This window comes from Bifidobacterium kimbladii (assembly GCF_032193675.1).
GTDB lineage: Bacteria > Actinomycetota > Actinomycetes > Actinomycetales > Bifidobacteriaceae > Bombiscardovia > Bombiscardovia kimbladii.
The window spans coordinates 64,850-76,362 of record NZ_JASTZZ010000001.1; the positions used below are offsets into that span (position 1 = coordinate 64,850).

Sequence of the window (11,513 nt, forward strand, 5' to 3'; positions counted from 1 at the left end):
ATGGCTGATCTCACTGATCATCCTGTTGCAAGCCCTTCCCCGAGACTGACCGGAGCCTTGGACAGGATATCCACGGCCAGGTCGATCTGGTCGGCCTGGATGATCAGGGGCGGGGCCAGACGCAGGGCATCAGGGGCCACAGCGTTGACGATCAGCCCGTGATCCAGGGCCCAGGAGGCCAGATCCCCGGCACAGGGGGCGCCCAGCTGGACCGCATCCAGCAGCCCTCTGCCTCTGACCTGGTTATAGAGGGGATTGCCGCAGTCGGTAAGGCCAGCGCGCAGCCTCTCGCCCATCTGCCGCGCCCGTTCCAGCAGGCCCTCCCGTTGGATGGTCTCCAAGGTGGTCAGTGCCAGGGCCGATCCCAGGGGATTGCCGCCGAAGGTGGACCCGTGCATGCCAGGGGTCAGCAGACCTGATGGCCCAGAGCCGAAGGTGATCATCCCGCCCATGGGGAAGCCGCCTGCCACCCCCTTGGCGAAGGTGAGCACGTCAGGGCAGGCTCCTCCGGACAGGCTCCGGTCCTGGAAGGCGAACCAGTGGCCGGTCCTGCCCATGCCGGTCTGCACCTCGTCCAAAATCATCAGGGCTCCGTGCCGGCTGCAAAGCTCACGCACCTGCCGAACGTAGTCAGGATCCAGCGGCAGCACCCCGGCCTCCCCCTGGATGAGCTCCAGAATGACGGCGGCCACCGGCTCTCCTGAGGTCTCCCCCTGTGCGAAGGCCTCCTCCATAGCCTCGCCATCTTCTGCCGGCAGAAAGCCCATGCCCGGGACCAGGGGCTGGAAGGGCTCACGAATGGCAGGTTTCCATGTCAGGCTCAAGGAGCCCATGCTGCGGCCGTGGAAACTATGGGTCAGAGCCAGGATCCGGCCAGGGTGACCGCCCATGCGCGCGCCATGCAGCCGGGCAAGCTTGATGGCCGCCTCATTGGCCTCGGTTCCCGAGTTGGCGAAGAAGACACGGGATCCCTCCGGGGCCTGAGCCAGGTCCAGCAGTCGTTCGGCCAGCTCGATCTGAGGCTGGGAGGCGAAGAAGTTGCTGATGTGGGCCATCTTCCCGGCCTGCTCAGCCAGGGCCTTGTTCCAGGCCGGATGGGCATAGCCCAGGGCATTGACCGCGATTCCGGCCATCATGTCCAGATAGCGGTTGCCGTCCAGGTCCCAGATCCAGGCGCCTCGGCCATGGTCCATGACCCTGCCCGGCCGTCCGAAGACCCGCATGTGGACGCGGTCATAGCGGTCTGCCCATTGACTGCTCTGCGGCCCCTGAGGAGTCCTCATGGGCTCCGAAGCTTCCGCAGGAAACGCATCAGCCTTCGTCATGGCTCCTCCTCATGATCATGTCCCGGCCCGGCACGACCACTGTGCCGATGCCGTTGCGGGTGAATATCTCGTTGAGCATGGAATGCGGCCGCCGCCCGTCGATGACGTGGGCCTCGCCCACTCCGGATCGCACGGCCTGCAGGCAGGCCTCCATCTTGGGGCGCATCCCCTCATGCATGTCCTCCAACATGTCCTCAAGCCGGTCCACGCCGATGCTGGAGACCAGGGAGTCGGCCTGGGGCCAGTTGGCATACAGTCCCTCCACGTCGGTGAGAATGACCAGCTTCCGGGCCCCCAGAGCTACTGCCAGGGCGGATGCGGCCGCGTCGGCATTCACATTGAGCACCTGGGTGGGATCCTGCTCGTCAGGAGCCACAGAGGAGACGACGGGAATCCGACCGGCGTCGATCAGATCCTCGACGGCCGAGGCATCCACGCCCACGACCTCGCCCACCAGGCCCAGGTCGACTGGTCGGCCATCCGCCATGCCGGTGCGGCGGGCCGCACTGAACAGGCCGGCATCCTCCCCTGACAGGCCGACCGCCATGGGACCGTGAGCATTGATGGCACCGACCAGATCCCTGCCTACCTGTCCGGTCAGCACCATGCGAACCACCTTCATGGTTTCGGGGGTGGTCACCCGCAGACCGCCGCGGAAGACCGAGGGGATGCCCAGGGCCTGGAGCATGCGGGAGATCTGCGGGCCGCCCCCGTGCACCACCACCGGATGCATGCCCACCTGCCTCAGGAAGACCATGTCCTGAGCGAAGCACTGCCGCAGATGGTCATCCACCATGGCATGGCCGCCGTATTTGACTACGATCCTCTGACCGGCGAACTCCTCCAGCCAGGGCAGGGCCTCGATGAGCACCTGGGCCTTGCGGGCGTCATCCAAGGCTTTTTCAGCTTCGGCTTCCTGCTCGTCATCCGCCATCCTCTTCCCCTTCCTTATGACCATCTTCCGATTGCTGCAGCTCTTGGCAGCGCGCCCGATCAGGTTTCCTGTCAGGTGTGGTAGTCGGCATTGATGGTCACGTATTCGTGGGTCAGATCATCCGTCCATACCGTGGCCTGGCTGTCGCCATGACCAAGGTCGATGTCGATATGGACCTCGGGAACGTGCAGGTCGACCAGCTCCGGATCCTGGCCGGGACGGCCTCCTTGGCAGACCTTGATGCCGTTGAAGCTGACATCCACTTGGGCCGGATCATAGGCCGCCTTCGAAACCGGCACGGTGCCCAGGGAGGACACCACCCGGCCCCAGTTGGGGTCCTCGCCGGCCACCGCGCACTTGAGCAGCGTGGAGCCGGAGACCGCCCGGGCACAGGCAAGGGCTGCATCCTCACTCTCGGCACCGTCCACCCGAATACGGATCCGATGCCTGCTGCCCTCGCCGTCGGCCACAATCCGATGGGCCAGATCCGCGCAGGCCTGACCGAGCTTCTCCTGGAACTGATCGGGGTCAGGCCGTACTCCTGAGGCCCCGGAGGCCATCAGCAGGACGGTGTCGTTGGTGGACATGCACCCGTCCACATCGATCCGGTTGAAGCTGAGCCGGCAAGCCTCGGACAGGGCCTGGCGAGCCTGTTCCGGCTCCAGAATGGCATCGGTGGTGATTACGCAGATCATGGTGGCCAACTGCGGGGCGATCATCCCGGAACCCTTGACCATGCCGCCCAGCCGCCAGCCGGAACCGTCCACAGCCACGGTCTTGGTGCAGGTGTCGGTGGTCAATATGGCCTTGGCGGCCTCTTCGCCGGCCTCCTGACTGGCCGACAACCCCTGGGCAGCCTGATCGATACCGGTCAAGATGGAGTCCAAGTGCAGCAGATGGCCGATGATCCCTGTGGAGCAGACGGCAACCCGCTCGGTGGGCAGGCCCAGTTTCTCGCCTGTCCGCTCGGCCATGGCCCTGGCCTGGTCCAGGCCCTCGGGGCCCGTGCAGGCGTTGGCATTGCCGGAGTTGATGACCACGGCTCCAGCACGGCCATCTTCAAGGATCCTGCTGGTCCAGACGACCGGAGCGGCCCGGAAACGATTGGGTGTGAAGACCCCCACAGCCGTGTCCATGGGTCCGCTGTTGACGACCAAGGCCAGATTTCGGCGCTGCGAACCTCCCGGACGATGGGCGATGGCCGTGCCGGTCCGGAAGCCTGCAGGGTAGGTGATGCTCATGGTGCCACTCCTATGGTTGTCAATCCGGTCTCCTCGGGCAGGCCCAGAGCCAGATTCACGGCCTGGAGGGCCTGGCCTGCGGTGCCCCGGGTCAGGTTGTCGATGGCGGCGAAAGCATAGAGGCGGTCGGCGCGCTGGTCCACAGCTACCTGGACCTGGGCCCGGTTGGAGCCATACACATCGGCCGTGGAGGGAAGCCTGCCCTCGGGGAGCAGATCGACAAACTGCTCCTGGGCATAGATCCCTTCCCAGACGGCACGAATATCAGCCATCTCCATGCTCTGTCCACGCGCGCTCAGCTTGGCTGAGACCACAGCCAGAATCCCCCTTGACATGGGGACCAGTATGGGGGTCAGCCCCAAGCGGATGGATTGTTTCCCAAGACCCCCGAGGTTGGGGTCCGCAGCTGCGGCCTTGCGCAGGTTCTGCACAATCTCAGGGATATGCCGATGGGTGCCTCCGACCGAGTAGGGATGGGCCGAATTGATGGCCTGGGCTGCCAGCAGATCCATTCTGCCGCCCGAGCGCCCAGCGCCCGAGTAGCCGACAGCAAGGTCGGCCACCAGATCATCAGTCTGGACCAGTCCGGCGGACAGGGCAGGCTGGAAGGCCAGAGTGACTGCTGTGACATTGCACCCAGGACCAGCGATCCGCCGGGTCTGTCCAAGCAGCTGACGCTGGCGGCCGCCACCCGGGTTGAGCAGCTCAGGCATCCCGTAGGTCCACGGGCTTGAGAAAGGTCCGCCGTAGTAGTCTTGCCAATCGCCCTGATCCTCCAGCCGGTGATCAGCCCCCAAGTCGACCATCAGCGATTGCGGATCCAGCTGTTCGGCCAGGGGGCCAGAAGCCCCGTGAGGCAGGGCCAGAACCACCAGATCATGGCCGGCCAAGATATCCGGCTTCGTATCCTGAATCTGCAACGAGGCCAGCGACTCCGGAAGGTTGGGCGAGAACTCCCCCAGCAACCGGCCAGCGGAGCCGTGACCGGTGACCGTGCATACCTGAAAGGCTGGATGCGCTGCCAATAGACGGATCATTTCCGAGCCGGCATACCCCGAAGCTCCCGCCACAGCCACCGTGTATTGCCGCATGAGTGCTCCCTTCATCGGGCACCATAATACATACTCATGCAGTAAAACGCATATTTATGCAATTCGGCGTGTCGCTATGTATATTCTCTAGCTGCGCATCACTTTCATCTACGCGAAGGGGTCATAACCGTAATCTCGGTTGCGGATGTATTCCATCTGCGTACTGGCCTTGTCCGCAGCATCGGGCCCGCATGTGTCCTCCACAAAGGCCAGGGCCATATCGATGCCGGCCGAGATACCCGAAGAGGTGCGAAACTTTCCATCGACCACCCAGCGGGCATCCTTGATCCAATCCACGCGCTTCCCCGTGCCGACGACCCAGTCAAAGGCCAAGTCATTGGAAGTCGCACGCCGACCGTCGAGCACACCGGCGGCAGCTAAGAGAGCCGAGCCTGTGCAGACCGTCATTACCTGCGGCGACTGGGCGGCCAGGCTTGCCAACTGCCTAATCCATCGGTCGTTTCCAATCAGAGTTCGCGTGCCAGAACCGCCGGGTATCAACAAAACTCCCTTGGGATCAATCTCTTCGGGTCCTACAGCTTCGACCCGGACGCCGCCTTCCCCGACTTTCACTCCAGGACCGTCCAAGGAGAAAAGCCGCACCCGGGCGTCATCAGTGTTGACGAAAACCTCAAAGGGGCCAAAGACATCCAAGGGTTCAAACCCGTCGAATACGACAATATTGATATCCAAGCCCATCTGAATGACCGCCTGCTTAAATGTCAGGCGCTGACACCATCCCCGCCTGAGCCGCCGCCACCCGTCGAGGGCGACGGCATCATCTGCTGGTAGAAGTCGTTCAGGGAGACACCGTTGACCAGAAGCCAGATCCAAGCCAAGGTAAAGAGGAGGTTGATGATCAGGGCAGCCATGGCCAACCCGTAGCCCTTCATATGCAGTCGGCGGGTCCGGTACATGGAAACGCCACCCAGCAAGGCGGGAATCACAGGCATGGGCAAAAAGAGAGCCATGAGGAAGGCGATGATGGCGCAGGGATCCCAGTGGCCGTAGACCGGATTTTGGGAGGGGTCGTTCAGATCGGGCATGCCCTGGGGAGGCCAGACCGGAGCGCCGGGACGGGCCTGAGGATTCCCAGGATTCCCAGGATTTCCGCCGCGACCGGGACTCGGCTGCCCCGCCATGGGCATGGGCCGGTTGGCGGGGTTGCCTTGGGACGAATCCGATTCCTTGGTCTTGGATTCAGGATCTGGGCGACCGTATATGTACGGATTCCATCCTGGATAACGATCGGCGCGTGCGCCGTACAAGGGCTGGTCGCCCCCATCATGATCCTGGCGGTCAGGTCCACCGGCTGTGCCCTGTTCTTGAGAATCCGTCATGTCCCTCGGTCCCCTCGATGCCCGGTCAGGCACGCAGCACGGCGCCCAGACCTGCAGTCTTGTCAACGATGGCCTGGCGCAGGGATTCGCTGTCCTCGGACGTCAAGGTACGGTCCGGGGCGCGGAAGGTGACTGCGAAGGCCAGCGATTTTGCATGCTCACCGATCTGATCGCCAGTGAAAACGTCGAACAGCTCGATGGATTCAAGACTAGACCCAGCCGCTTCTCTGATGGCGGAAGTCAGGTCGGCGGCCGAAACCGTTTCCGGCACGGTGAAGGCCAGATCCTGACGGACCGGCGGGAAGGTCGAGACCGGCTTAGCCTGCAGGGGCGTGTAGTCCAGGTGGTCCAGCAGCATGTCCAGACTCAGCTCGAAGGCAGCCGAGTGGGCGGGGAAGCCCAGAGCTTGATCAACCCGAGGATGCAGCTCGCCCACCATGCCGACAAGCGTGCCGTCATCCAGGACCAGCCTGGCGGTACGGCCCGGATGCCACTGGTCGGGCACCTGCTCAGCCGAGGGCTGCTCCAGCCGATAATGTGCTCCCAGCCTATCCAGGACACGACGAGCCGATTCGACTGCATCGGTCCAGTCCACATCCCTGCTGTCCTTGAGCCAGCCATCCTCCTGGGCACGGCCGGTCAGCAGGGCCGCCACATGCAGCCGTTGCTCCGGCAGACCCTGGTCCAGGCGGGCCAGATCCTCGTCGCTGGGCCGCACGCCGCCCGGAAGGGTGGGCACCGCAGGAGCCATGGGATCACGACGGAAGACATAGCCGATCTCGAAGAGACGCACATCCGTGTTGCCACGGCGAAGGTTGCGCTCCACGGTGTTGGCCAGCGGCAGCAGCAGGCTCTGGCGCAGGTAGGGCCTGTCAGCGGCCATGGGGTTGGCCAGTTCCACGCTGTTGACATGAACCTCATCAGGATCCATGCCGAAGGCCTTGAAATCATTGTCACCGACGAACGGGTAGTCCAGAACCTCGGTCAGCCCATACTCGGCCAGGGTGTCAGCCACCCAACGGCGGCGCTGCTGGCGATCGGTCAGACCAACCGCTCCTGACACCTTGGGTGATGGCACGGTGACGGGGATGCGGTCATAGCCCACCAGGCGGGCCACCTCCTCGACAAGATCACAGCCCTCGCCCAGGTCGGGCCTCCAGGTCGGCGGGGTCACCGACAGCCGGTCCTGAGGATCACCTTGGACCGTGCAGCCGATGTCTCGCAGAATGGCCACGATGCGCTGGGGCTCCACCTCCAGTCCGGTCAGACGTGCCACCTCGCTGACGGCAAAGTCGATGACCGGCATGGGCTTGGTCTGGTTCAAATCCAACGGAGCATCCAGGTCCTGGCCACCGGCAAGGCGATGCAACAGATCGGCGGCCATGGCTGCGGCGGCCGGTTGCATCTGCGGATCCACCCCACGCTCAAAGCGCTTGGAGGCCTCCGAGGGCAGCTTGTGGCGACGGGCGGTCCGTGCGATGGTCACCTGGTCGAAATGGGCGGACTCGATCAGGATGTTCTTCGTCTGATCGGTCACCTCTCCATACAGGCCGCCCATAACCCCGGCCAGACCCAGGATGCGGGAACCCTCATGCCCCTCGGGCGAGTCGGTGATGAGCAGATCTTCGGTGCTGAGCTCGCGATCTTTGCCATCAAGGGTGGTCAGGTGCTCGCCCTGCCTGGCCCTGCGGACGACGATGGGGCCGCTGAGCTTGTCCAGGTCGTAGGCGTGCAGGGGCTGGCCCAGGTCCAGCATGACGTAGTTGGTGATGTCCACCGGCAGGCTGATGGAGCGCATGCCGGCCCGAACCAGCCGACGACGCATCCAGCTGGGAGTGGCGGCTTTGGGGTCGCACCCGGTCAGGGCCCGCAGGTAGTAGCGGTCGCATCCGGGCTGACCATGAATGGGATTGTCGTCCTCAACATGCACGGCCAGCGGAGCCTGATCCTCCTGCGTTGCGGAGGCTGGCACGGTCTTGTTCAGCTCAATCACCGGATCCGTGTACTCAGCGCCCGTGGAGTGGTGATATTCGCGGGCAACCCCCCTGTAGGAGAAGGCGTAGCCACGGTCGGGGGTGATGTTGATTTCAAGCACGGGCCTATTCATATGCAGGAGGCTCATGGCATCGTCACCGGGCTTGAGCTGTTCGTACTGCTCGGGGGTGAACCCGTAGTTGCGCAGCAGGATGATGCCCTGATGGTCCGAGCCCAGTCCCAGCTCACGCTCGGAGGCGCACATGCCGTCCGAGATGTGACCATAGGTCTTGCGCGGCTCGATGCGGAAGTCCCCAGGCAGGACGGCCCCCGGCAGGGTCACCACCACTTTCTCGCCCGCAGCCATGTTGGGGGCCCCGCAGACGATGCCCCGGGGCACCTTGCGGCCCTGGTCGTCCACAGCGTTGTACTGCTCGCCCACATCCACATGGCACCAGTTGATGGTTTTGCCGTTCTTCTGGGGCTCGGGCTCGGCATCCACCACATAGCCGACCACGATGGGGCCGGTCACTGTGGACTGGTGGATGTCCTCTTCCTCCAGACCGACCCGGACCAGGTCCTTGGCCAGCTGTTCATAGGTCAGATCCTCGGGGACCTGCACATGCTCCTTGAGCCAGTCGATATCTACCATTGGCATCTGACAGTCACTCCCCCATCTCGAACTGCTGGCTGAACCGCACGTCGCCTTCGACCAGGTCGTGCATGTCGTTGATGTCGTGTCGCAGGAGCAGGGTGCGCTCCATGCCCACACCGAAGGCGAAGCCTGAGTAGCGCTGTGGGTCCACGCCGGCCGACCTCAGAACATTGGGGTTGACCATGCCGCAGCCTCCCCATTCGATCCATCCGGGGCCGCCCTTCTTGTCGGGGAACCAGAGGTCCATCTCGGCGCTGGGCTCGGTGAAGGGGAAGTATGAGGGCCTCAGTCTGGTCCGGGCCTCGGGGCCGAACATGGCCACGGCGAGCTTGTCCAGGGTGCCTTTGAGGTCGGCCATGGTCAGGTGCTCATCGACGGCGATGGCCTCGCACTGGTGAAAGACCGGGGTGTGGGTGGCATCCAGTTCGTCGGTGCGGAAGACCCTGCCCGTGCAGGCCACGTAGAGCGGTACGCCACGGGTTATCAGGGAACGGGCCTGGTCGGGCGAGGTATGGGTGCGCATGACCATGTTGGAGCCGACGAAACCGGCGGCATCCCTGGCCTGGCTGCCCTTGACGTAGAAGGTGTCCTGCATCTGGCGGGCAGGATGGTCAGGGCCGAAGTTGAGCGCATCGAAGTTGTACCACTCGGCTTCCAGCTCGGGACCCTGGGCGATGCTCCAACCCATGGAGACGAAGAAGTCCTCCACGTCCTCCATGAGTTTGGACAGCGGGTGGCGGGCGCCCTGGGGACGGCGGTTGACCGGCAGGGTCATATCCACCTGCTCGGCGGCCAGGCGGCGGGACTCCTCCTCCTGGCGCAGCTGCCGCTCCTTGAGCCCGTAGGCACGGCCAAAGTCAGCCTTGAGCTTGCCTGCCAGACGCCCGGCGGTCTTCTTCTGATCCGCTGGCAGCTTTCCGATGACCCGCCCTGATCCGGCCAGGGCTGAACCTGTCCCCGCATACTTGGCCTTGATCGCCTTGAGCTCTTCCAGATCGGAGGCTTCGCGAATCCTGCCGATGCCCTCGTTGACCTCGTCAGTCATCGCCGCGGGGTCGAATTCTTCCTGTGCCACCATGGACCTTTCCACTGTTGCCAATGCCATGTCCGGGCCGCAAATCAGCGGAAATCCCGGTCGTTGACGCCTTCACATTCTTTCAATACGACTCGACATGGCCATGGCGTAAAGCAGCACCGCCGCCGAGGTAGCCAGATTGAGCGATTCAGCCCGCCCGTATATGGGTATGCGAACGATCTGATCCATGGACTCCAGCAGCTCATTGGGCAGCCCACGTGCCTCATTGCCGAAGAGCAGGGCCTTGGGTTGACCCGACGAGTCTGTCTTGGACAAGGCACCGCTCGCCATCAAATCAGTCAGGGAGCGGACGGGTTTGTCCGGCGTGCCATAGACATCCGCAGCCACCAGGGCCCGGCCCTGCCGTCTGCACAGGGCCAGGAAGTCCTCAGTGCCCATGGTCGCCAGGGGTATGTGAAAGGCCGAGCCAGCCGTAGAGCGAATGACCTTGGGATTGGTCAATTCCACGCACTGATCCACCAGGATGACCGCCCGGCAACCGGCGGCATCGGCCGTGCGAATGACGGTTCCGGCATTGCCTGGATCACGGATCTGCCAGAAGGCTGCCACCAGGTCGGGCCCCTCCCCCGTCAGGCTCCGGGGATCGTCAAAGTCCGCCGCTTGGGCCAAAAATCCATCAGTCCGCGCCTGGGCCAGGATCCCCTGCGCATTGCCGCTGATGGCATGCATGACCCTGGCGGAGACGAAGTGCCCATAGCAGTCAGGCAGCTCCCGGGCCTGCTCCATGATGGCGCCTACGGTCTCGTTGAGCGGCCGCGGATGACCGCCCTTATCTACAGAAGAGGACTCATCCGCCTGAACATAGAGGTCAGTCAGCAGGTCGGGACGCCAGCGGACCGCCTCGCGCACGCTCTGCGGACCCTCTATCAGGAAGCGGCTATGACGCTGCCGGGCCCGCCGATCCTGCAGTTCAGCCAGGCGACGAATTCGTTGGGCATGCGGGTTGTCAAGAAGGGAGTCATCAAAGGGCATGGGCACAACTCTAGCCCCGGCAGTCGAAAGCACGGCTGACGGACCTTGATGAGCCCGCATCTGTGGGAAAGTTCACTGAAAGAAAGGCCTGCGCCCCTTGTGCTCCTCGGACAAGGGGCTAGGGTTAAAGAACCGGTCGGGTCGACCACGTCCGTTGTTGGTCTGGCGCAGACCGACCATCACTCGTCTGGCTTGGCCAGAATCATTGTGAGGAGACGATATGCCCGTATACACACTTCCCGATCTGCCCTACGACTACTCGGCGCTGGAGCCGTACGTGTCCGGCAAGATCATGGAGCTGCACCATGACAAGCACCATCAGGCTTATGTGAACGGTGCCAACAAGGCCCTGGAGCAGATCCACGACGCGGCCGAGTCCGGCAACGTGGCTCAGTCCAACCTGCTGGAGAAGAACCTGGCCTTCAACCTGGCCGGGCACAAGAACCATTCCATCTTCTGGAAGAACATGGCCCCGGCCATCGGCCAGGAGCCCACTGGCGAGCTCAAGGCCGCCATCGAGGACCAGTTCGGGTCCTTCCAGGGCTTCCAGACCTACTTCGAGTCCATGTGCGCAGGCATCCAGGGCTCCGGCTGGGCCGTCCTTGCCTGGGATACCCTGGGCGAGCGCCTGGTCACCCTGCAGATGTACGACCACCAGGGCAACCTGCCCGTCACCATCTTCCCGCTGGTCCTGCTGGACCTCTGGGAGCACGCCTACTACCTGGAGTACCTGAACGACCGGGCCAGCTATGTCAAGGCCTGGTGGCACATCGTCAACTGGGAGGATGCCTCCAAGCGCTTCGACGAGGTGCGCAACATCAACACCACTCTGGCCAGGTAAAACACCAGCGCTTCCAACCACAGGCGGACCCCGGTCCTTTCCCC

General features: G+C 63.7%; 10 protein-coding genes. 1 reads left to right on the forward strand and 9 read right to left on the reverse strand.

Annotation, left to right across the window (positions count from 1 at the left end):
* Positions 1–17: 17 nt before the first annotated feature.
* The 9 genes from QRX41_RS00245 to QRX41_RS00285 form a co-directional block, all read right to left on the reverse strand.
* Positions 18–1,283, reverse strand: a complete 1,266-nt coding sequence (locus QRX41_RS00245; protein WP_313838678.1) for an acetylornithine transaminase — start codon at positions 1,281–1,283, stop codon at positions 18–20.
* Between the two features lie 28 nt (positions 1,284–1,311).
* Positions 1,312–2,259 carry an acetylglutamate kinase gene (gene argB / locus QRX41_RS00250; protein WP_313837959.1) on the reverse strand — a complete coding sequence of 316 codons (948 nt, stop codon included), beginning with the start codon at positions 2,257–2,259 and terminating at the stop codon, positions 1,312–1,314.
* Between the two features lie 71 nt (positions 2,260–2,330).
* Positions 2,331–3,500: a bifunctional glutamate N-acetyltransferase/amino-acid acetyltransferase ArgJ gene (gene argJ / locus QRX41_RS00255; RefSeq protein ID WP_313837961.1), complete on the reverse strand. Its 1,170-nt coding sequence runs from the start codon at positions 3,498–3,500 to the stop codon at positions 2,331–2,333.
* Positions 3,497–4,591 carry an N-acetyl-gamma-glutamyl-phosphate reductase gene (gene argC, locus QRX41_RS00260; protein ID WP_313838680.1) on the reverse strand — a complete coding sequence of 365 codons (1,095 nt, stop codon included), beginning with the start codon at positions 4,589–4,591 and terminating at the stop codon, positions 3,497–3,499. Before argC ends, argJ begins: the two co-directional genes overlap by 4 nt.
* Before the next feature lie 108 nt (positions 4,592–4,699).
* The gene (locus tag QRX41_RS00265; protein ID WP_313837963.1) at positions 4,700–5,290 is read right to left on the reverse strand and encodes a DJ-1/PfpI family protein; all 591 of its coding nucleotides are present in this window, start codon (positions 5,288–5,290) and stop codon (positions 4,700–4,702) included.
* A gap of 23 nt (positions 5,291–5,313) precedes the next feature.
* Positions 5,314–5,931 (reverse strand): DUF4190 domain-containing protein, encoded by a 618-nt coding sequence (locus tag QRX41_RS00270; RefSeq protein WP_313837965.1) that lies wholly within the window; start codon positions 5,929–5,931, stop codon positions 5,314–5,316.
* A gap of 25 nt (positions 5,932–5,956) precedes the next feature.
* Positions 5,957–8,563, reverse strand: coding sequence for a phenylalanine--tRNA ligase subunit beta (gene pheT, locus QRX41_RS00275; protein WP_313837967.1), 2,607 nt, complete (start codon positions 8,561–8,563; stop codon positions 5,957–5,959).
* Positions 8,564–8,570: 7 nt separating this feature from the next.
* Complete coding sequence (gene pheS / locus QRX41_RS00280; protein WP_313837968.1) at positions 8,571–9,638, reverse strand: phenylalanine--tRNA ligase subunit alpha; 1,068 nt, start codon at positions 9,636–9,638, stop codon at positions 8,571–8,573.
* 69 nt (positions 9,639–9,707) lie between these two features.
* Positions 9,708–10,628, reverse strand: coding sequence for a TrmH family RNA methyltransferase (locus tag QRX41_RS00285; protein WP_313837969.1), 921 nt, complete (start codon positions 10,626–10,628; stop codon positions 9,708–9,710).
* A gap of 220 nt (positions 10,629–10,848) precedes the next feature.
* On the opposite strand from QRX41_RS00285, the gene QRX41_RS00290 reads away from it, so the two are divergent.
* Entirely contained in the window at positions 10,849–11,469 is a 621-nt protein-coding gene (locus QRX41_RS00290) for a superoxide dismutase (RefSeq protein WP_015022073.1), read from the forward strand.
* Positions 11,470–11,513 lie beyond the last annotated feature (44 nt).

Bases quoted from the DNA above. Each gene is read 5' to 3' on its own strand.
- QRX41_RS00245 (WP_313838678.1), bottom strand. From the start codon at position 1,283: ATGAGGACTCCTCAGGGGCCGCAGAGCAGTCAATGGGCAGACCGCTAT.
- argB (WP_313837959.1), bottom strand. From the start codon at position 2,259: ATGGCGGATGACGAGCAGGAAGCCGAAGCTGAAAAAGCCTTGGATGAC.
- argJ (WP_313837961.1), bottom strand. From the start codon at position 3,500: ATGAGCATCACCTACCCTGCAGGCTTCCGGACCGGCACGGCCATCGCC.
- argC (WP_313838680.1), bottom strand. From the start codon at position 4,591: ATGCGGCAATACACGGTGGCTGTGGCGGGAGCTTCGGGGTATGCCGGC.
- QRX41_RS00265 (WP_313837963.1), bottom strand. From the start codon at position 5,290: ATGGGCTTGGATATCAATATTGTCGTATTCGACGGGTTTGAACCCTTG.
- QRX41_RS00270 (WP_313837965.1), bottom strand. From the start codon at position 5,931: ATGACGGATTCTCAAGAACAGGGCACAGCCGGTGGACCTGACCGCCAG.
- pheT (WP_313837967.1), bottom strand. From the start codon at position 8,563: ATGCCAATGGTAGATATCGACTGGCTCAAGGAGCATGTGCAGGTCCCC.
- pheS (WP_313837968.1), bottom strand. From the start codon at position 9,638: ATGGTGGCACAGGAAGAATTCGACCCCGCGGCGATGACTGACGAGGTC.
- QRX41_RS00285 (WP_313837969.1), bottom strand. From the start codon at position 10,628: ATGCCCTTTGATGACTCCCTTCTTGACAACCCGCATGCCCAACGAATT.
- QRX41_RS00290 (WP_015022073.1), top strand. From the start codon at position 10,849: ATGCCCGTATACACACTTCCCGATCTGCCCTACGACTACTCGGCGCTG.